The organism is Pedobacter deserti (genome assembly GCF_024436415.1).
GTDB classification, from domain to species: Bacteria; Bacteroidota; Bacteroidia; order Sphingobacteriales; family Sphingobacteriaceae; genus Pedobacter; species Pedobacter faecalis.
In genome coordinates this window covers 884,518-905,737 of record NZ_JAFMZQ010000001.1, presented here as the reverse complement: position 1 = coordinate 905,737, position 21,220 = coordinate 884,518, and the positions used below count along the sequence as shown (strand labels likewise).

Genomic DNA, 21,220 nt, shown 5'->3' with positions numbered 1-21,220 from the left:
CTAACTATGAACTGTTAACTTAGCTGACAGCGCCAAAAGCTTGGCATGAAGATTTTCATAGCCTCGTTCAATCTGCCACGCGTTATCAATTATGGTTTGGCCCTCAGATGCCAAACCAGCTAACAGTAACGCAATGCCGGCTCTAAGATCTAATGCGGTAACCTCAGCGCCTTGAAATGGGCTGCCGCCATCGATCACCAGCAGATCGCCTTCAACCCTACATTTCATACCCATCTTCATCAACTCTTCGGCATAGCCGTACCTTCCGGGGAAACGCAAATCTATGATCTTTGATTCCCCCTTTGACATCGCTCCATAAACCGCAAATAATGGCTGCATATCTGAATTGATTCCTGGATAGGGTCCCGTACTAATCTCAACAGGATATGGTTTACCTCCTCTCACGATCATGGAATTTTTCCCTTTAAAATACTTCATTCCACTTTCGCGGAGAAAAACTAAGGGCACCTCCAAGTGTTCGTAAGGAAAATTTAATATCTCAACATCACCGCCCGTAATTACAGACCCGATAGCCCATGTCAACGCTTCCATATTGTCGGGAATAACATGGTGCTTTGTGCCGCTGAGTCTTTCCACGCCGGTAATTTCTATACATTTTTGACCAAAAACCTTTATCTTAGCGCCCATTGCATTTAACATTGCAATCAGATCCAATATCTCCGGTCGTACGTGCGGGTTCCAAACGGTAGTGATACCTGTTGCTAAACTAGCACAAATAATCGCATTTTCGGTGGCCCCAGTCGATCGGATGGGCAACACAATCTCGGTCCCTTTTAAACGGCCCGCGGATTTTGCACACAGATAGCCTTCTTCTTCCCAAACCTTGGCACCTAACCGTTCCAAGAGCATGACGTGTAAATCGTATTTCCTTTCACCAAGTTTACAGCCACCCGGCAATGGAACTCTGCCCTCCCCAAATCGTGCTGTTAAAGCGCCCAGAATAAGCAAAGTGTTTCTAATGGACCGCTCTTCCCATACAAGGATGTTTGACAGCTCATTATTTGTTTCGACGATTTTAACTGTATCAGCGAGTGTCGAAAAATCCTTGCCTAACACCTTTAACATATCAAGATGTATTTTTACATCCAGCAAGCCATTCGGAAAATTAAATAACTCAATTGGGTCGGCGGTTAACAAGGATGCAGCTAACAGACGTAATGAGCTGTTCTTTGCCCCGCTTACTCTTACAGAGCCTTCAAGTCTAGCTTTTTCTATCGCGAAACGTCCAGTTTCTACTTTCATATTATACTAATTTCTATAAAACGATTCGTACCATCTGATGAATTTTTCTACCCCGCTCTCGATAGAAGTTTGCGGATTGTACCCTGTCTGAGATTTTAAATCTTCTATATCTGCCCAAGTGGCTACCACATCCCCAGGTTGCATCGGTAAAAATTCCTTGTTCGCATTTTTACCGATGACCTTCTCTAAGGCCAGAATAAAATCCATCAGCTTTACCGGAGAGGAGTTCCCGATGTTATATATCCTGAAAGGAGCATATGAAGTACAAAGCGTGGGATGATTGCTATCCCATTTATCATCTGGCACTGCAGGCGAATCAATTACTTTAACTATGCCATCGACGATATCATCAATATACGTAAAATCCCGTTCCATGTCACCATTGTTAAAGATCTTGATCACATTGCCGCTATAAATAGCATCTGCAAACAACATGGGGGCCATATCAGGTCGGCCCCATGGCCCATATACGGTAAAAAACCGTAAGCCGGTTGTGGCCATGCTATACAAATGACTATAGGTATGGGCCATTAGTTCGTTTGCTCGCTTTGTAGCTGCATAAATTGAAACTGGATGATTTACGGGATCCTCAACATTGAAGGGCATATTTGTATTGCTCCCATAGACAGAGCTTGACGAGGCATAGACTAAATGTTTAACCGGATACTTACGACAAGCTTCAAGGATGTTCACAAACCCTAAGACATTTGACGACACATAGGCTTGCGGATTATGCAGGGAATATCGGACTCCTGCTTGAGCAGCTAAGTTAACAACCACATCAAAAGATTCACGACCAAAAAGATCCATGAGAAAATCAAAGTTTTCGATACTTTCTCTTACGAACCGATATTTCGAGTGGGTAGTACTTTGAGAGAGCTGCCCATCAAGGATGGAACCTTTGTGGATGCCGCAAGCTTCTAACCGACCAAATTTAAGATTAACATCATAATAGTCATTGATATTATCTAAACCTACAACATCTTCTCCCCGTTTTAGTAGAAGATCAATTAAATGGAAACCTATAAATCCAGCGGCACCAGTGACTAATATTTTCATGTAGACTATTTTAGGTAGATGATCTATTGCGGGGACGAGTTACGGATTATCAGGCTTGGAATCAGCGGGCTGATTTTGGTACCATTTCAATGCAATCTCCAGTCCGTCTAACACCGAAAACCTTGGCACATAACCGATTACAGCCTTTGCTCGGTCGATATTTGCGAGACTATGCTTTACGTCCCCTTTTCGCTCTTGACGATAGATAGGAATAATTGAGGTTCCTAAAATATCCGTAATCTTACCCCATAATTGATTAAGAGTCGTAGCTTCACCGAAAGCGACGTTTAAAACTTCATGACTGACGTTCGTTGCCAGAAGCGATTTAACATTCGCCTGGACAGCATTCTCTACAAACGTGAAATCTCTGCTGGTTTCGCCATCTCCGTTGATAAAAGGCGATTCACCCTTCAGCGCCGATTGAACAAAAAGAGGAATGACAGCAGCGTAAGGACCGTTGGGGTTTTGCTTCGGCCCAAAAACATTGAAGTATCTAAGACCTATTGTATTAAAACCATACACATTCGAAAAAACCTGGGCGTATAACTCATTTACATATTTGGTAACCGCATATGGTGAAAGCGGTCGCCCAATCTTGTCTTCTACCTTAGGAAGCCCGGGGTGATCACCATATGTGCTCGAGCTTGCTGCATACACAAACGCATTAACATGAGCGTCTCGAGCAGCAACTAGCATATTGAGAAAGCCTCCTACGTTTACGTCGTTTGAAGTGACGGGGTCATCAATAGACCGCGGGACAGAGCCGAGCGCAGCTTGGTGGGATACCCATCCGATGCCGTCCAAAGCCTTTCGACAAACGGAGATATCTCTTATATCGCCCTCAATCAGTTCAAACCTGGGATCTGACGAACAAAAATCAAGATTTCTTAATGAACCAGTTGAAAAATTATCTAATACGCGAACGGTTTTGGCTCCGTATTTTAGAAGATATTCCACTAAATTTGAACCAATAAAACCAGCTCCGCCAGTGACCAAAAATGTTTTGTCGGTAAGATCGTCAGTATGATATTTATGAGTGTACATTGCTTATAGTCTTGAGTCAATTAATCGAGTGTCAAAAAAACCCTTAACATCATAAACCACACAGTTGTCACATTTAACACTGAGTAAATCAAGATCATTAAATATATCGTGTGCTACAGCCAAGATTATCGCATCATATGACTGTCCCGCAATAGCAGAGAACTCATTGACAGTAGTCAAACCATATTCATGCAACACCTCAGCCGGTCGCGCCCAAGGGTCGTAAACTGTAATATTGGAACCATATGTTCCCAGCTCAGAAATGATGTCAATAACCTTGGTATTCCGAACATCAGGACAATTCTCCTTAAACGTAAATCCTAAGACCAAAATATTAGAATTTTTAACAGAAATATCCTTCTTAATCATCAACTTGATAACTTCTGAGGCGATATATTTTCCCATTTCGTCGTTTAACCTTCTGCCAGCTAATATAATTTCTGGATGGTACCCTAGTTCCTGCGCTTTTTGGGCAAGGTAGTAAGGATCGACGCCGATACAATGCCCACCGACCAGTCCAGGCTTAAACTTTAAGAAGTTCCACTTAGTCCCAGCAGCGGCAAGAACTTCTTGGGTATCAATTCCTAAGCGATTAAATATCTTACTCAACTCATTCACAAAAGCGATGTTGATGTCGCGTTGAGAGTTTTCGATCACTTTCGCTGCCTCAGCAACTTTTATGGAGCTGGCTTTATGTGTGCCCGCTACGATAACCGATTTATATAACTCATCGACAATTTCAGACACCTGCTCTGTAGAGCCTGAGGTTACCTTTAAAATTTTAGTAACGGTGTGCTCTTTATCACCAGGATTGATTCTCTCGGGGGAATAGCCAGCATAAAAATCGACATTGTAGGTTAAACCGCTGACCCGTTCAACTACAGGTATGCATTCATCCTCCGTAACGCCCGGATAAACAGTAGACTCGTAGATAACAATATCACCCGGCTTTATTACCTTCCCAACAGTTTCACTTGCTTTGTATAATGGAGTCAAGTCAGGCCTGTTGTTTTTATCAGTGGGCGTAGGGACAGTGATAATATAAACGTTGCAATCAGCAATGTCGCTTAAATTGCTTGTGAAATAAAGACCGACGCCATCGGTGTTGTCTCTTGTTACAGCTTCAAGCTCGCGATTGTCTAACTCAAGCGTACTGTCATGACCATTACGAAGCTCGCTTATCCTGGCAACGTTAATATCAAAACCGATTACCCGGTATTTCTTTCCGAAGGCTGCAGCCAATGGCAGTCCGACATATCCCAATCCAATTACAGCTAATTTCTTACTCGATAGTTTATTATGCATTGTTAAAATCGTTTATAAACATTCCTAACTACGGACTTAAAAGTCATTTTCTTACTGCTAACGTCATCGGAATAATACCCGTAACCATAGCCATAACCATAGCCATAATTTCCATCGATCTTTATACCGTTCAAAATGATATTAGGCTTCGGAAACTTATCGGACTTAAACAAATCATCAAGTCTTTTAATTTGATCTTTAAAGGTTACACCATATCTCACTATATACACGGTGGCGTCGGCCATTCTAGCTAGTATTTGAGCATCCGTCACCAACCCTATAGGAGGCGTATCAATTATAATCTCATCAAAATCGCCGCGCAAGTCCTCTATCAATCGCTCCACCTCTTGGCCAATTAAAAGCTCCGATGGATTTGGGGGGACCGGGCCAGAACCTATCACTTTCAGGTTTGGACTTACCGGAGTGTCACGAAGAATCTGAGCCAGATCCGATTTACCAATTAAATAGTTGCTTAAACCAGTTTGATTGTCCAACTCAAGGTATTTGCTAACTTTTGGCTTACGTAAGTCCAACTCAAGCAATACTGTCTTGCGACCACTCATCGCCAGCGTAGCTGCTATGTTACTTGACACAAAACTCTTTCCCTCCCCAGACATACTGGAGGTAAGCAAGGTAACATTTCCTCGACCATCTCTCTTCTTGCCATGTATAAACTGCAGGTTCGTCCTGATAGAACGAAACTGCTCCGCAATGGCTCGCCTACTATTAGCCTCCACGACTATGCTTGCTGAACCCTCCTCATACATCAGTTCACCTAAAACCGGAACCATGGTTGCTTTAGATATATCAGCGATGGACGACACCTTATTATTCACCAAGTCTTTTGTATAAATGTAACCAACCGGAATCAGAAGTCCTATAATTAAGCAAACCAAGTATGTTAATTGCTTTTTGGGCTTAATTGGACTAGTGGTTGAATAGGCGGAGTCTACGACACGACTATCGGCAACGGAAGATGCATACGACAACGCGGCTTCTTCTTTCTTCTGAAGGAGATATAAATATAAAGATTCTTTGATAGTCGCTTGACGTTTAATATTTAAGAATTCTCTTTCCTGTCCTGGAATTTTCTTTATTGAGCCTTCATACTGCGAATTATTTAGGTCCAGGCTCCGTTTTGTGTTTTCCAGCGATCCTTCAATGTTTTCCAATGTCGAACGGATTGTAGCTCTGGTGATCGCAATTTGATCGTTTATCGGTCCGAAAATAGGATTATTTGGTTGCGTCGTTGCCAGAAGATTAACCTTTTTCAGTTGAAGTTCGGAAAGCTGACTGATTTGGCCTAGCAATACAGGGTCATCAATCCCTAGTGTACTTGGAAGCTTTTCCTGACCAGCACCATCGGATTCGATGTACTTTTTTATACCTTTAATTACACCGAGTTTCAGGTTAACTTCATTGAGTTGTACATCGTTGGCTTTTACATTTTCAAGATATAAAGCAGCTTCACTGCTAATATCAGTTAATCCTCTGCTGCTTTTGAAACCCTCAACATTCTTCTCTACTTCCACAAGTTCACCAGTCACTAGTTTTAGCCGCTCATCAATAAAACTTAAAGAACTCTGTGTTGTCCTATTTTTATCTTCCAATCCAGCTTCGTTATAGACGCTGACCAGCGTGTTTAGTATATCTTTTCCTCGCTCGGGCACAGTAGTGTTGAATGTGAGCAGCAACACTGTTGACTGCTTGCTAGCGACGGACACTGACAACTTGGATAAATAGCTATTTACGACCTTTACCGGATCGTTGAAGACTAACATAAAAATCCGGTCATGCTGCCCTACAAAACCTGCCGCTTTATCAATCTTATATGTCCCAATAAAATTCTTCTGCAACTGGTTCAATGCACCCACAATCCTCTGCCCGTCCTCCACATTTTCCAACTGATACTTTTCCATCTCCGGGAAAGTAAGCTTCCACTCCTTCCCAAAATACTTCGGGTTCATTGCGAAGGGCTGGAAGTTCACAGGTCTATTCTTGTAAAGATCAGTACTTAGAACACGTCCTTCAGCATGAATATCTACACTCAGATTTAATCTCTTAACAACGGCCGCCATTAAGGTTTTCGATTGTAAAATTTCAACTTCGTTTTCGACGACTTTCGAAGATCCGAAAAGATCCAATTGGTTCAATATGTCGTCCGAAGGCCCGCCCTTCTTTTCGTCTTTAATCAATAATGTACTAGATATTTGATAAACTGGCTTAGTATATCGCAGATAAAGGTATGCTGACAGGACTGAAAGGATAATACCGATTACAAAGACGGGCCAGTGATAAAGATACCTTGCTATTATTTCCCGAAAATTCAAATTCGGATCCTCTAAGCTTCCAGAAGCTTTAAGTGAAGTTGACTCTAAACTCATAAAATTTAATTAAAATCGGCTTATAATCACTGCAATCACAGATAATGCCGACAACAGAATACTCAGATTCCTATAATTAGAATCGACGCTAGCATATTTCGAGCTACTAGGTTGAATATATATAACGTCGTTATTATTTAGATAATAATAGGGAGAATTAAACAATTCCCTACTTTGGAGATTCAAACGAATGTATTTTCGTTCACCATCCTGCTCTCTGATTAAAAGCACGTTATTTCTTATAGCCGTTATGTTAAGGTCCCCTGCCATACTTAACGCTTCCGACAAGTTAATCTGTTCTGAATTTATCGGATAAACTCCAGGCCGAGCCACATCTCCCAATACAGAAATATGGAAATTAACTAATCTGACGCTTACAACCGGCTCTTTGAGATAGTCATTCAGTTTTTCTTCAATTATTGATCTTATCTCTGCGGTGGTTTTCCCGGACACATCAACATCCCCTACCAGCGGCAGTTGAATTGCTCCATGACTGTCAACCAGAAAACCATTTTGCGAGGCAATCGAGTTCGTGTTGCCGGAATTTGCACCTTGGTTTGATGTTGTTGTACCCAAATTAAAAATTGCGGATGCTTCAGGATTGAGGCTACTTACGTTAATAGCCAATATATCATTCTTTTTAACCCTTAATACAACATTGTTCTGAATTTGTTCGCTGACCAAGCTGTCAGCCGGAAGATCGGAAAAATATGGAATTGTTTTATACTTGACGCCACAACTACTCAGACAGACAACCAAAAGCACGTAAAAAATATATTTCATAGGCTCGAACGAAATTAATGATTTTGTAAAGATAGCATTTATGGCAGACACTGGAATTTATTCAGGGTAATTATCGGGAGTTTATTTAGGCAGTCCCGAGCCGCAACATCAACAATGGTGCCAAGCCCCGCTACCACCTGTAGAAGAGTCCTAATTGCACTTGAAAGTTGTTCGCATCCTGTTTTGGCCAATCCCAAAAGAAGTCAGGCGACTCCAGAAATCGGTACTGATAATTTAAAGAACGAACGTAACATAACTGCGACGAAAGAACTAAATGTTTAAAGTCCCAATCCAACTTACCTGTTAAACTAAAATCAACCCAATGCCTGCGATAATTCTTCTCCTCCGTAAATGCCCTGTAAAACAAATCGTTATTATTTACAATCCGTTCAAACTGAAGACCTATCTTTTTAAGACCCCGCACCCAACTGATGTCGAGAGACTGTAAATTGCTTCCCGAGCCGATCCCTGCGCCAATCACCTGCCCGTTGTTTGTGTAACCATGCAAAATCTGTCCATGATTATAGAAATAACCGGAAGATCTTATATTCTTGTTTCCAGAACCCTCTAGCTGAACAAACTCGATACCGAATTGTATAAAATCGCTGCTTCTAACTAATGGAACAAGCTTCCTATAACCGGCAATGTAGGCTCGTTGATGCTCCGGCTCCACCAAGGCGTCACGCAGATTATAATTATGATCATTTTTTGCAAACTGAAAATATACCTCTGCGTTCGATTCCGGCATCACCCACCTACCAAACAAGGACAACCGTTGGTCTCGGACCTGACTTTCTTCATCGATTCCAGTTTCATCGTCTAAGTAATTGCTTTTCGAAACTGCAGAAAAGATGGGCAGATAATCAAAGAAGCCGCCTAATTCCTTGTGATACGTTACATATGTTCTGTCAAATCCCAAAAACAGACCTGGAACCCATTTCGGTTGATAGGAAAACACAAATCCAGAAAAGTAACGCCAATCACTATTTTTTTCTGGTAAGATAAGTGTTGGCACTTTCAAATTGGAGTTTTCCAGTCTACCTGCGACCAGCTGTGCCTCGAAAGATCCGACCGGGGTATTTACAGGCCGTTTGGTGTTAAGGGTGATATGTTTAAATCCGGGTGCGTTATTACTCATTAGTAACGATGCGCGATTCCCTGGCCCCCACCAAAGGTTTTCGTTAGACAATCCAATAGATACCGGATCAAATGTTAGCCTAATGCTGCTCTGACCAAGCCCGAGCTTCGTCACACCGCCATTTCCAAAACGTTCGGGCATATCGATAGAACCCATATAGGACGCGTATGCACTAAAGATATTACTGGTCGGATCTGATTCGGATAGTTTAGTATAATCACTATTCTGAGCATATACAACTTCCGGGCGCAATTGAATACTCAGCGGCCCCCAATGTGCGAAAACCCCTGCACTAAAAAGTGTTTGATAACCTTTTGCTGGTATCATCATCCCGTCGTTCGTTCCATAGGGATGATGTGTTGTAAATTGCTGTTGCCAAACAACGGGAAGCAGCTTTATTCCAGACGCTTGACCTTCTAGTAGCGTCTTGCTCCAGTCTGCTGGGTTCCCCCTCCCATCCCCGTCATAGATATTCAGACTATTTGCTTCTGAAAGGAAGATCGGCCGGATCATAAAAGAACTGTTACTTGAGTCATTACCCAACAATTGCTGCCGGCGAAAGGCGTCTTCAACTTGTAACAGTGTACCAACGGGCAAAGTCTGGGCTATTCCAAAATTGAGGTTAAACAGTGCAATCAGGGCTATTGATAATATCTTTCGCTTCATTGAAGTATAATTTACTTTGTACGCTTAAATCACTTTTAAAGAAAACTCTCGCACCTAACAGGTCAAAAATCTGTGTATAGGCTACGAAACGAAGACCTCAAACCGATATTAAAGAAACTCTCCTGGATACTTGTCTCTACATTTTTTTCTCGACGCCAGGTGAAACCCAATTCCAGCCTAAGATTATTTTTTGGGTTTAGTATATATGCAAGTCTCGCATCCGCATAATACAGGTTCGTTCTTAGTCCGTTTCCGGTAAAAATCCCGTCTTCACTTACTCTTGTATCATAACTTTTATAAATGTCTTTCCCAAAATTCAGGCCTCCCTGATCCAGACCATACATTGCCGAGGTAGCTTGCACTCTAAAGTCAACGCGTCGATATCTGTATGTAGCAATAGCTAAAAACTCTCTGAAATTGGCGCCAAACGGATGTGCCAAGGGCTGATTATAGTGCCCGTAATTGGTAAAATGCTCTTTAGAGGAGTAGGAATAAGGGCGTACCGTATTGAATTCGACTTGCGCATTAAGTCGCTCTAATTTAAAAATATCAAATCCCTTAATGCCAAGTTGTTCTCCATGCTTGGTGGCCCAATGGCCTTTCCCGGAAAAGAAATCTTTACCCCTAAATTCGTTCAGCATGAACTGACCGTAAACGACATACCGGTCGGCTATTTTATAGCTTGCATTTACACCGGCCAGAACCTTATCAGGAGAGCCGTTTGCGAACTCAACGGGCCGGGCGAATACAAGCGGATTGACATAACTAAAATCGAACCCCCTGGGTTGCCACATGACGTTTTCAAACAAACCAATGCTTAGGCGGCGACTAACATTCCAGCTTAAATAATGAAAAAGCGCATTTTTCTTTGGGTAAGGGTTATCCTGATTGTACCGCTCGAGATCAAAATGCTCATAAAAATCGATAAGCTGCGCATACATAGCCATGTATCGGACTTTCCCAAGGGTAACAGTAACCTTTAAGAACGGATAATTAAAAGCATTGTCAGACAACAACAAAGATCTGTACCCGTCACCGATGAAATTTTTGTCGTATCCAAGCTGGAAATTAACATATCTGGATGGTGTATAAGACAATGTGCCGCCTGAGTAAGCGTAATCAAAGCCGTATTTACCAAAGGATCTGGCTCTACCCTGCCCAGGGATGACACGATTCTCGGTAGCATAATTAGTGTAATATCTTGGAAAGCGCGCTTGATTTTCAAAGAAATAGGAGGTGAAAGCGAATCCCTTGCCGATCCTACCACCAAGTTCTAATCCTCTTGTATTAAGCCACAGATTTTCGGAGCCCCCGCGTCCAATCTGCAAATCTGGAAGGAAGTCAAGATAAAAAGTATAACCCGAGTCGTTAACTTCAATGAGATGCTCAAGAAAGAGTTTCCGATAAATCCAATTTTTTTTTTGCCACTCTTGGCTTTTCGGGTTCAGTCCTACAAGGAGACTGTCACGAGTCGCGCTATCGTTAGCCACTTCATCACTAAACAAAGGGCCTAACGCCGGGTGAACCACGGAAGAGCTATCGAAATAAATCTGTCTGCCAAGTTTAAGATTTAGATCGCGACTGGTTGGTAAAAGTTGTGATTGGGATTTTGCCTGAAAGGTTACTGTAACAAATAGTAGACATAACGTTATCCTAAATTCTGCACACCATAGTTGTCTTGCCATTTCTTTTAAAGCATAGCTGCCAGCGGCATCTTAGTTTTCCGATATCTTCTCTAGAATCTCTCCGGTAAACGGTTTAGTTTGTAAAGCCCGACCACTAACAAATTGCTTTGATGTATTACCGGCTGCATTACTGATCTTCAACTCGCGCATTGCTATGTTACGCTTGTATCGCTCAATATAAAGTGATAAAAGCCCATTGACTGACAAAATGCAAAGTACGATAAGACTGGTAAGTTGGGTATTTCCTAGATCTTGAAGGGCGATTGCCACAATAATGAACAAAGTATTTAGCACTACTAAAATCAGCGTTGATTGCATGTGGCTTAAGCCAAGAAATAATAAACGATGATGCAAATGATTACTATCGGCGGTAAATGGCGACGAATTTTTAAGTATCCTCAACGTGAACACTCGTAGAGTATCAAATATAGGAACAATCAACATAGCCAGAACAAGGGCAATATCGGAGGTGATCCGTACTGTACCAGCAAATACAGCTTGGCCTTCCAGCGTATTCAAAAGCTTCAGGCTTAATACCGCAGCGAGAAATCCAATCATTAACGAGCCACTGTCACCCATAAATATACGGGCAGGTGTAACGTTGAAAAAAAGAAATCCAATTAGAGCACCGGTTAGGGATATGGATAAATAAGCCCAGCCAAGTTCGCCGCTTCTGTAAAAAAAGTATGCAAAGAGGAGACTGAACATTACTCCGAGCGAAGCAGCCAACCCATCTATGCCATCAATAAGATTATAAGCGTTAACAACTCCTACAATGAACAAAACAGTTAAGGTAACACTCGCATAATAATTTAGCTCATAAAGATTAAACAGCCCATGCAGGTTTTCAATCCTGAGATTAGCAACTACAGCAATGATAAAAGCGTTGGCGAACTGAGCCGCAAATTTGATCGTTGGGCTTAGCCCTACGACATCATCTTTGAGTCCGGTCATAAAAAGGATAAGACCTGCAGCCATTAGTAAATTAGCTTCCGGTAACAGAGAGGTCGGGATAAAGAACGCTGATGAGAACAGGAAGCCCGTAAAGATCGCAATGCCGCCAAAGTTAGGGACGATTCTCTTATGAACTTTGCGAAGTTCGGAAGGGCTATCAAACAGTCTTTTACGAAATGCAACGGTGATAACAGGTGGGATGGCGAATGCCACGACCAGCAGGCTTGTAAGGAAGATTAGAATAAAGAGCATGTAAAATTATTTAGTCATATTGCTTGGTAAGCAAGAATGGCGCCAAAACTACAAAAAAGTTACTGGAACTGATTAACCACCGTTATTTAAACGGAAATATAAACTGATGTATGCTTCTGCCATCATCTTTACAACAAATCGTTTTTGATAAAGTTCAAAAGAATTTTCCGAAGTCTCCGATCCTCTTTCTGCGGCGCTTTTGCAGGCCGAATCCAGACTCAATGTATTGTCAAGTTCAAAGAAAGCCGCCTGTCGGCTATTTAAGATAGCTCTGAATTCAGGAATATCAGAGAGAACAAGTGGTACCTTGAGTGCCATACCCTCAAGAAGTGCAAGGGGAAGGCCTTCAGATCTGGACGGCAGAATTAGAATGTCGAAATGTGGCAGATACCTATAACCTTCCGGGCGACCGCCCAGCAGGACAAAGCGGTCGGAAAGCTGATGTGCTGAAATCATTTCGTTCAGCCGGTCATGGAAAGGGCCTTCACCCACGACGACACAGGCGTAATCTGGATTGCTGGCCAAAAGGTCGATTAGTTGATCTAACCCCTTACGCCTGTCTAAAATGGAAACAGCCCCCAGCAGCAGGTAGCGGCTTTTCAGCATGCGCAGTAGTTCGACATCTAAGGGGTCGGCAGGTGGCGGTTCGGCAGGTAGATCACGACCGTTGGGAATGATCGAAACGTTTGAAAAACCTACATGGGTATAGTAATCCCTGGCCGCAGAACTCAAAATCACAACATGGTCCATACGTCGAAGCGCAAGCTCCCAAAGTTTAACGGCGAGCCAGCTTTTTAAGTTACCATGCGTGAACGCCACATCGTGGTAAATGGCGGTGTGAAGGGTTGAGATCAATCTCGGGTTTCTGATCTTCTTTCGATGCCAGAGACAATATAGATCCGGCCTCAGTAAATGGGAATGTATAATGTCGAAATCATTGAATTTGATCGGACTGAAAAAATGAATCCTATGTACAGGGCATTGAAATGTCAGTTCGCGGATTTCGTCAAAGTAATATACCAGGCAATGATGGCCTGCCTTAAAAAGATAATCGGAAAGCTCCCTGACCATAATTACAGGCCCCTTGTTGGCGAGCGATGGTATGATAAAGGCAATCTTCATGAGATCAGATGGCAACGGAATGTTTTAAGGTTGCCGCGAGTCTGGCGGTATAGTTTTCATCTTGATAATACGCGGTAAAGGCCTCATTGTACCGGTCGAAGACTTCCTCAGCAATTACCTTCTGAACTTCAAAATTATGTATTTGTTCTGCGATCTGCTCAGCGGTAGCGTCTGCCTCTACAGGCAGGGCAAAGGGAGATATCTTCAAATTGATTTTGAAGTCATCAATTACGTCCGAGTAAACAGGAATGACGCCGTGTGCGAGATACGAATTCATTTTCGTTGGTGTAGCAACGCGGTTTATCGGATGGTCATCACGCAGGAGAAAGCCGTACTTAGCTTTGGCAAGATAGGCCGGAAGGCGCTCTAAAGGTACCTCGTCTATCTCGACATTTTTCAGTCCATAGCGCTTTACTTTTTCGCGGGCGAGTGTCTTTTCAGCGCTCAGGATACAAAGCGTCGCCCGATCATTCTGTTTTTCCAAAATTGCGAAGGTGGACAGTACCAGATCGATCTGTTGCCATGCGCTTAGGGTCCCGATATAGATAAATCTGGGTTGATGATATTTTGCTGTGGTAAAAAATGATTCTCGTTGAATTCTCTGATTGTAGCAGGGCATGATAAAATAATTAGCTTTATCGTAACCATACACGTTACGGTAATGCTGCAACATAGATTTAGACACAAAAAGATTTAAGTCTGCAGTCCTTAATGTAAAGTATTCGAACACCCGCCAGAGCCATTTCCTGAGCGGGTTGCGGTAAACGACGAAGGCCTCCTCTGGGGTGATACCTTGAAACCAGTTGACTTTCCTGTTCTTGGGATATCGGAGACCGGCGAAAAAGCACTCTTTAGCTTCTACGGTAACGATGACATCCTTCTTACCAATATTTCGCAAAACACTTGTTCGCTCCGAGGTAAAACCAGCGATGGAAATTGCATTCTCGATCAGCGCGATATAATGTGCTGTGGCAGGATTGACAGATCTCCGCTTAAGGTACAGCTTGAACATATTCCTGAATGGTTATAGAAAGAATATCCGCAGCGGCATGTCCATTGCCGTACGGAAAATGATGAAGTGAATTTCTCATGGGATTATTGAGCAATACCTCCGCGCTGCTGACAATGGCTTCACTATCAGTCCCAACCAGTTGAACACCCCCTGCACCGAGTACCTCCGGGCGCTCTGTATTAGATCTTAACAGCAAAACCTGCTTGCCGAGCGCATTGCCTTCTTCCTGTATGCCGCCGCTGTCGGTAATGATAAATTTGCAGTTTTTCATGAGCCATATAAATGCCGGATAGCTTAATGGCTTGATTAAATGGATGTTTCTGGTTGCGTCGAGCTTTGCCCGAACAACGGAACTGATATTCGGATTTGGATGTACGGGATAGATTAATTGGATGTCGTGGCTTTCTGCAATACGCTTTAAAGCGGAACAGATCGACTCCAGACCGGCGCCAAAATTTTCTCTGCGATGGCAGGTAACCAGAATGAGGGGGGCCTTATTACCGAGGTATGACTTCAGTTGCTGAAGCTCGGGGGTCTCCACTGTATCTACTTTGCCCGTTGCATAATTTAGCGCATCTATAATCGTATTTCCCGTAATGAAAACTTGCTCAGCGTTAATCCCTTCAGCAACCAGATTCGCCTTTGCATGTACAGTTGGCGCAAAATGCAGAGAAGCAATACGAGCGGTGAGTTGCCTGTTGAGTTCTTCTGGAAATGGCGAATAAATATCGCGGGTGCGTAACCCAGCCTCAACATGGCACACTTTTACGCCGGCATAATACCCGGCAAGCGCACAAATTGCTGAGGTAGTAGTATCGCCATGAACAAACAGGAGATCTGGCTGGAATTCGTCCAGTACAGGTGCCATGGCAAGGATCACCGCAGCCGTAAGCTGGTTGAGATCCTGACCAGGCTTCATTATGTTCAGGTCATAGTCGGGATGAATATCAAAAAAACTAAGAACCTGGTCCAGTATTTCCCGATGTTGGCCGGTGACACACACCCGGGTATCGAAACGATCTGACCGGGCTCTAAATGCGTGGACAACTGGCGCCATCTTAATGGCCTCAGGTCTCGTACCAAATACAATCAGGACCTTTTTCATCTGCGCTTCTTTACTTTGCTGTAAATATAGTATAAGCTGTCATGGATAGCGTACAGGATGCGCGAAATATAGACGGCACTAATCCCATGACACTTTTTGAAATATATATTGCGACTTGCCTTATACACCCTGTTTATCCGCCTGGAGTCGGCAGGACCAGAAGCGCCTCCAATATGAACGATCTGTACCTCAGGAAGAATCGCACACCTGTACCCATGCCGGCGGAACCTGAAAGATAATTCCGTCTCCTCAAAGTAAAGAAAAAAATCCTCATCAAAAAGACCACACTTTTCAAGTGCCGACCTCCTAACAAACATATCGGCTCCGGATACATAATCGACAGTGAAAAGTCTTGCAAAAGATACTTTCTGCCCGCTGCTTAAGTTTTTGGTAAAATAGGATGGATAAAGGTATTTTAAGCCCAGAGACGAGATGGCTTCCGCAAGAGAAGGAAAATTTCCGTAGGATATCTGCTGGCTGCCGTCCTGGCTAACCAGTGCGCCACCGCAACATGCAATATTTGCGTTTGCGGCTGACTCCATAAATTGATAAAAAGCTGATATTGCATCGCTCACCAGGTAGGCATCTGAATTCAGTAAGAACACATATTTGCCTGTTGATGCCGCTATACCAACGTTATTTGCTCGGCCGAAGCCCTTATTTTCAGAATTCCGGATAAGCCGGAGGTGTGGGAATTGTAATGCCAGCGCCATTATGGAATCGTCTGTTGAGGCGTTATCAACCACAATGACCTCGAACGTATTCTCCCTGGTGTTAGCATATACGGAAGCTACGCTTTGCCCGGTAAGTTCGGTGGTATTGTAGTTAACAATGATAACGGATACGTCCATACTGGACAAAATACGAGTTATTGATCGAAAAAACGTCGCTTAAATAAACTTAGCATTACTGCGCGTTCTTCCGTCTTCAATACGAAAACTGCAATTAGGGTTAGCACGGCGAGAATAGTTGTCGTAAGCGAGATCGTAACGAATGCATGAGGAGATTGATAAACATAATGGTTGAATGCCCAGGCGAAACCGCACACACCGGACAGAATGGCAAGGTACTTTAGCGTTACTGTTACCAACTGCTTTGCAGCTACCGGAAACTGTAAGGCCATTATCACTGCCGCGGTCCCATGAGATATAAGCAGGCTAAACGGAAACAGATAAAAACTGAATTTGTCATATAAAGTGAGGTTCATGAGGATCATGATTAGCTGCGCAACCGTTCCGAATAGTGCAAAACGGATTCCTTTTTGTGAAGAGAGCAAGGCTGAGCCGTACATATGGTAAAGAAAAACAAAAATAGCTGACCAGCTATAATACATCGTCAGGCGTGCAATATCATCAAGACTCTGCTGCGAGATGCTTCCTTGTCTGTAAAGTAACCTGACTACTGCGCCGGGACATGCGGTAAATATACCGACAACAAAGATAAGTACAAGCAGTCCAAATTGATAGATCTTCCTGAATTCCTCAATGAACGACTGATGATCCTGCTTTACATACCTTTGGGTCAATATTGGAACGAGTAAAGATGCGATGATACCGCAAAGGACTTCGATAGGGATATCTGAAAATTTTCTCGAGTAGTCAAGTGCAGAAACAGCGCCTACTGCGGTCGAACTTGCAAGCGCCCTTTCGATGACGATGCCGATCTGGGAACTAAGGTAGATGAAGAATAGAGGAACCGAAAAAAGAAGAAAGGGCTTAAAATGACTGAACCGGACTTTGCTGAGCCCATAGAACAGGCGAACGTTTAACGCTCGCAATTGTCTGACCAAGAGAATTGTCAGCACGATGAGCCCGGCATAATAAGAAATGACGAGGGTATAAATGCCGATGGATTCGGCGAATAGCACTACCAGGATCAGGGTAAGCAGTTGCGTAAAAAGTCCTATGATTTCGGGTATGACAAAAGATCCGTAAGCATTCAATATGCTGGTAATTATCTTGGTAACCTGAGTTAACAGGAAGCTTGGTGCAACTATCCTGATCATGACTACAAGCGCATGGAGCTGTTCAGGTGTATAGGATGGCGCAAACATTTTAGCAATTCCCCCGGGAAAGGACATGACCAGGCCAAGCACTAATATGGTAATTACGTTAATGAACAGCAAAAGAGCTTTGGCACGATCGAGCGCAAGCGCTTCGCCCTCTCTATCTTTGAGGAATGTAAATTTGGCCCGGAAGGTATCATTAATGGCACCCCAAATAATCGTGTCGAGTACAATGACCGAAGTAAGTGCCAGCAGCCAGACATCGCGTTCGAAATTTACACCAAAATATTTTGCAGAGAACGAAAGGTTGATCACTGCGATGACCAGCCTGACACACCTAAGGACAAATATCAACGTTGCCTTTTTTCTCAACGGCTATCATTTATGTATTTTAAAACCTTATTGTTCAACTGGCTCCGGTTTTTGTCAAAAAACCACCCCCATTTGTTGAAATATTTGATGGCAGAGACCATATGTACCTTTAACAGAAAACGGCTCTTGTACGATCCTTTACCATGTCCATGTACAATTGAGACATTAGGGAAAAAGATCGTCTCGTAGTGCTGATTAATGCGTCGGGTGAGATCATAATCTTCAAGATACAGAAAAAACCGGGTATCGAAAAGACCGCATCTTTCCAGTGCACTTGTTCTCAGAAACATGAAGCAGCCTGACAGGCAGGGTGTGTCGATGACCTTGTCGTAATTAAAATGATGAAGTTCATAGCGCTCGTCCCTTCTCCGGAAATAGGCGATATCACCGACGAAACGTCTTGTAAAAAGGTCTAAAGGAGTAGGTAATAGCTTACAAAGCCGCTGAAGGCTTCCGTCTTCATTGTAAACTTTAGGCATCAATGATCCTACCTCGGGATGCATGTCCATATAGCTGATGATCTGCTCAAGGACATTTTCGCCAAATGCAATATCTGGGTTCATCACAATATGGTAAGGTATGCCATCTGCTATCGAACGCCTGATCGCGACATTATGGCCGGCCCCGTAGCCAATATTTTTATTATTATAGATATAATGTACGGATTCACACACGGCCAGCCGCCGAAGCTCATCTGTCGAGGAGTTATCGACAAGGTATATCCTTGCCTGAATTGAAGAATTCAGCACACACCGTATCGCATGTTCAGCTTCAGCACCATTATGGTACAATACAATCGATATCGCCAGCTTCATGTTTCCCCCAGATAGTTTTGTTTGCAATATACTCAATGATATATTGTTTATGTCTGTGTGGTATGGTTGTTATCTTACTTTATTTTCTCAATCAGTTGTGTCCATTTATGTACCAGAACATCTGTTCCGTGAAAAGACCTTACATTATGGAACGCATTGAAACGTTTTTGTTGCAGCAATGCCGTATTGTCGAGGATGGCCGCTAATTTCGAATGAAAATCGCGGGCGGTATCCCCGGAGTAATTATTGGAGTTATTGACTATCCAGCCAGCATCCATCCGATTGATCAGCGTCGCAAGATCGGACCATTCAGGCGCCACTGCCAGGATGGCCATTCCTCCCGCCATCATCCCGTAGGTTTTACTTGGCAGGCAAACACTTGCCCCCCCTGGACTCAGCGACACCATACCGATGTGGAAGTTGCGTATGTCCTGACGCCATTGTGCGCTGGGTATAGCGGAGATCACCTTAACTGGATAGCCAGCAAGAGATTCCTTCAGGTGGGCTGCCTGTGCGCCGCTCACATAAAAATTGAATTCTACACGATCCGCAATGGATGATCCTAAAACGTATTTAATGCATGCGATCAATGTATCGGCATCATGAAGATAACCCAATTGGCCCCCATAGTGGAGGATGATCCTGGAATTGTCTATATCTCCGCGGAAATCGGGAGCATATAATTGCAGGTCTGTGGAGATGTCTATAACATCTGATACAGGAGCTTTGCCCCAACGGTCTTCTGCATGCTTTTTCAGGAATTCACCAAGATAAACAGTAGCATGGCATCCAGAAAGGTTACGACGAGCGATTTTACCCACCAACCTGGAAATGAAGCTGCCAGGTTTGATCATCCCGGCGATTTCTATAGCATCTGGATAAAGATCGTATAATAAGTGTATCAGCTTGCCGGGCCTGAGCTTTAAAATCAGGTGTACGAGGTAAGGGGCAAAAAAAGTATTACTGGACACAATGAAAATACTGTTTTTTTTTGCAAAAAGCACCTTCCAGGCTAGGTATATCGGATATAAGACATACATCTGTAAGCGTAACCATAGTTTAGATATGCTTTTGCCCTTTCCCAGCCTTCTGTAATCTGCCTCTGATGTAAGGAAGATGGGCGCTACATCGAAGCCGGCTTGCGTGACCGTTCGTGTAAGAAACAGGAAATAGTCCATACCTACATTGCTGCAGGTGTAGATTTTCAGCTTCTGTTTATCCATGAGCTATATATTTCCTCAAACGTGGTATGAAGTGACTTGGTAATATCCCAGTTTGGATAGTGCGCCTTCATTTTCCGCAGGTCGCTGTAGTAACAGATGTGATCGCCGATCCTGTTGGTTTCATCGTAGCGGTATTTCATAGGCTTTCCACTGATGGCTGAAATAATGTCAAAAGCTTCAAGTATTGAACATGTATTATCCTTGCCACCGCCAAGATTGTATACTTCTGCGATGCGGGGTGCATTGATAAATTCCTCGATAAAACGGGCTACGTCGAACGAGTGGATGTTGTCGCGTACCTGCTTGCCTTTATATCCGAAAACGGTATACTCGCGCTCCTCGAGGTTACACTTGATAAGATAACTTAAAAAACCATGCAGTTCCACGCCGCTATGGTTTGGGCCCGTAAGACAACCACCGCGAAGACAAGCAGTAGGCATGTTAAAATATCTCCCATATTCCTGAACCGATATGTCTGCAGAGACTTTTGAGGCCCCAAACAATGAGTGCTTAGTCTGATCGATACGGAAAGATTCTGAAATTCCGTGTGCATACTCCGGATCTGCATAGTCATAACGCTTTTCGAGCTCGTTCATCCTAATTTCGTTAGGCGCATCGCCATAAACCTTGTTGGTGGACATGTGTACGAAAGGGATCTCGAGGCTATATCTTCTTGTGGCTTCCAGCAGATTGAAAGTCCCTACCGCATTGGTGTCAAAATCGTCGAATGGAATAGCTGCTGCCCTGTCGTGACTGGGTTGGGCCGCGGTATGTACTATAGCAGTCGGCTTAACTTCTCTAATCATTTCAATAACTCCCTGCCTGTCGCGGATATCAATCTCGTGATGTATGAAGTTCGTGAGGGTGTCGATAAGGCGGTTCTGGTTCCAGCGAGTATTACCTTGCGGCCCGAAAAAAACCTCTCTCTGATTATTATCTACTCCATGGATTTCCCAACCCAGATTTGCAAAATGGATGCAAACTTCAGATCCGATCAGTCCCGATGATCCTGTTACTAACAATTTTTTCATTT

General features: G+C 43.3%; 17 protein-coding genes. All 17 read right to left on the bottom strand.

All coding sequences use genetic code 11. The features are described 5' to 3' along the window. Complete coding sequence (locus J3P40_RS04210; protein ID WP_256003245.1) at positions 1-1,263, bottom strand: UDP-N-acetylglucosamine 1-carboxyvinyltransferase; 1,263 nt, start codon at positions 1,261-1,263, stop codon at positions 1-3. A 6-nt stretch (positions 1,264-1,269) separates the two neighbouring features. Next, positions 1,270-2,322, bottom strand: coding sequence for an NAD-dependent epimerase (locus tag J3P40_RS04205; RefSeq protein WP_256003244.1), 1,053 nt, complete (start codon positions 2,320-2,322; stop codon positions 1,270-1,272). Between the two features lie 39 nt (positions 2,323-2,361). Continuing rightward, positions 2,362-3,366, bottom strand: a complete 1,005-nt coding sequence (locus J3P40_RS04200; RefSeq protein WP_256003243.1) for an SDR family oxidoreductase — start codon at positions 3,364-3,366, stop codon at positions 2,362-2,364. 3 nt (positions 3,367-3,369) lie between these two features. Next, positions 3,370-4,671 carry a nucleotide sugar dehydrogenase gene (locus J3P40_RS04195; RefSeq protein WP_256003242.1) on the bottom strand — a complete coding sequence of 434 codons (1,302 nt, stop codon included), beginning with the start codon at positions 4,669-4,671 and terminating at the stop codon, positions 3,370-3,372. A 2-nt stretch (positions 4,672-4,673) separates the two neighbouring features. Then, on the bottom strand, positions 4,674-7,055 hold the full coding sequence (locus J3P40_RS04190; protein WP_256003241.1) for a GumC family protein: 2,382 nt from the start codon (positions 7,053-7,055) through the stop codon (positions 4,674-4,676). Between the two features lie 9 nt (positions 7,056-7,064). Next, a complete protein-coding gene (locus tag J3P40_RS04185; protein WP_256003239.1) occupies positions 7,065-7,838 on the bottom strand; it encodes a polysaccharide biosynthesis/export family protein in 774 nt (257 codons plus the stop codon). A gap of 130 nt (positions 7,839-7,968) precedes the next feature. Next, positions 7,969-9,642, bottom strand: a complete 1,674-nt coding sequence (locus tag J3P40_RS04180; RefSeq protein ID WP_256003236.1) for a capsule assembly Wzi family protein — start codon at positions 9,640-9,642, stop codon at positions 7,969-7,971. A 62-nt stretch (positions 9,643-9,704) separates the two neighbouring features. Then, positions 9,705-11,327, bottom strand: a complete 1,623-nt coding sequence (locus J3P40_RS04175; protein WP_256003235.1) for a hypothetical protein — start codon at positions 11,325-11,327, stop codon at positions 9,705-9,707. Between the two features lie 30 nt (positions 11,328-11,357). After that, positions 11,358-12,533: an MraY family glycosyltransferase gene (locus tag J3P40_RS04170; protein ID WP_256003234.1), complete on the bottom strand. Its 1,176-nt coding sequence runs from the start codon at positions 12,531-12,533 to the stop codon at positions 11,358-11,360. A 72-nt stretch (positions 12,534-12,605) separates the two neighbouring features. Next, positions 12,606-13,655, bottom strand: a complete 1,050-nt coding sequence (locus J3P40_RS04165) for a glycosyltransferase family 4 protein (protein ID WP_256003233.1) — start codon at positions 13,653-13,655, stop codon at positions 12,606-12,608. 4 nt (positions 13,656-13,659) lie between these two features. Further along, positions 13,660-14,667 carry a glycosyltransferase family protein gene (locus J3P40_RS04160; protein ID WP_256003232.1) on the bottom strand — a complete coding sequence of 336 codons (1,008 nt, stop codon included), beginning with the start codon at positions 14,665-14,667 and terminating at the stop codon, positions 13,660-13,662. Further along, positions 14,648-15,772: a non-hydrolyzing UDP-N-acetylglucosamine 2-epimerase gene (gene wecB / locus J3P40_RS04155; protein ID WP_256003229.1), complete on the bottom strand. Its 1,125-nt coding sequence runs from the start codon at positions 15,770-15,772 to the stop codon at positions 14,648-14,650. The genes J3P40_RS04160 and wecB overlap by 20 nt, the downstream gene beginning before the upstream one ends. After that, entirely contained in the window at positions 15,769-16,623 is an 855-nt protein-coding gene (locus tag J3P40_RS04150) for a glycosyltransferase family 2 protein (protein WP_256003227.1), read from the bottom strand. The genes wecB and J3P40_RS04150 overlap by 4 nt, the downstream gene beginning before the upstream one ends. A 17-nt stretch (positions 16,624-16,640) precedes the next feature. Next, positions 16,641-18,149, bottom strand: a complete 1,509-nt coding sequence (locus J3P40_RS04145) for a lipid II flippase MurJ (protein ID WP_256003226.1) — start codon at positions 18,147-18,149, stop codon at positions 16,641-16,643. After that, the gene (locus tag J3P40_RS04140; protein ID WP_256003225.1) at positions 18,146-18,964 is read right to left on the bottom strand and encodes a glycosyltransferase; all 819 of its coding nucleotides are present in this window, start codon (positions 18,962-18,964) and stop codon (positions 18,146-18,148) included. Before J3P40_RS04140 ends, J3P40_RS04145 begins: the two co-directional genes overlap by 4 nt. 74 nt (positions 18,965-19,038) lie before the next feature. Then, positions 19,039-20,187 carry a glycosyltransferase family protein gene (locus J3P40_RS04135; protein WP_256003224.1) on the bottom strand — a complete coding sequence of 383 codons (1,149 nt, stop codon included), beginning with the start codon at positions 20,185-20,187 and terminating at the stop codon, positions 19,039-19,041. Next, complete coding sequence (locus J3P40_RS04130) at positions 20,169-21,218, bottom strand: NAD-dependent epimerase/dehydratase family protein (protein ID WP_256003222.1); 1,050 nt, start codon at positions 21,216-21,218, stop codon at positions 20,169-20,171. The genes J3P40_RS04135 and J3P40_RS04130 overlap by 19 nt, the downstream gene beginning before the upstream one ends. Between the last annotated feature and the right edge of the window lie 2 nt (positions 21,219-21,220).

Coding starts and splice junctions, on each gene's coding strand:
- J3P40_RS04130 (WP_256003222.1), bottom strand. CDS start 21,218: ATGAAAAAATTGTTAGTAACAGGATCATCGGGACTGATCGGATCTGAA.
- J3P40_RS04150 (WP_256003227.1), bottom strand. CDS start 16,623: ATGGACGTATCCGTTATCATTGTTAACTACAATACCACCGAACTTACC.
- J3P40_RS04170 (WP_256003234.1), bottom strand. CDS start 12,533: ATGCTCTTTATTCTAATCTTCCTTACAAGCCTGCTGGTCGTGGCATTC.
- J3P40_RS04180 (WP_256003236.1), bottom strand. CDS start 9,642: ATGAAGCGAAAGATATTATCAATAGCCCTGATTGCACTGTTTAACCTC.
- J3P40_RS04210 (WP_256003245.1), bottom strand. CDS start 1,263: ATGAAAGTAGAAACTGGACGTTTCGCGATAGAAAAAGCTAGACTTGAA.
- J3P40_RS04195 (WP_256003242.1), bottom strand. CDS start 4,671: ATGCATAATAAACTATCGAGTAAGAAATTAGCTGTAATTGGATTGGGA.
- J3P40_RS04190 (WP_256003241.1), bottom strand. CDS start 7,055: ATGAGTTTAGAGTCAACTTCACTTAAAGCTTCTGGAAGCTTAGAGGAT.
- J3P40_RS04135 (WP_256003224.1), bottom strand. CDS start 20,187: ATGGATAAACAGAAGCTGAAAATCTACACCTGCAGCAATGTAGGTATG.
- J3P40_RS04140 (WP_256003225.1), bottom strand. CDS start 18,964: ATGAAGCTGGCGATATCGATTGTATTGTACCATAATGGTGCTGAAGCT.
- J3P40_RS04175 (WP_256003235.1), bottom strand. CDS start 11,327: ATGGCAAGACAACTATGGTGTGCAGAATTTAGGATAACGTTATGTCTA.
- J3P40_RS04165 (WP_256003233.1), bottom strand. CDS start 13,655: ATGAAGATTGCCTTTATCATACCATCGCTCGCCAACAAGGGGCCTGTA.
- J3P40_RS04205 (WP_256003244.1), bottom strand. CDS start 2,322: ATGAAAATATTAGTCACTGGTGCCGCTGGATTTATAGGTTTCCATTTA.
- J3P40_RS04160 (WP_256003232.1), bottom strand. CDS start 14,667: ATGTTCAAGCTGTACCTTAAGCGGAGATCTGTCAATCCTGCCACAGCA.
- J3P40_RS04200 (WP_256003243.1), bottom strand. CDS start 3,366: ATGTACACTCATAAATATCATACTGACGATCTTACCGACAAAACATTT.
- wecB (WP_256003229.1), bottom strand. CDS start 15,772: ATGAAAAAGGTCCTGATTGTATTTGGTACGAGACCTGAGGCCATTAAG.
- J3P40_RS04185 (WP_256003239.1), bottom strand. CDS start 7,838: ATGAAATATATTTTTTACGTGCTTTTGGTTGTCTGTCTGAGTAGTTGT.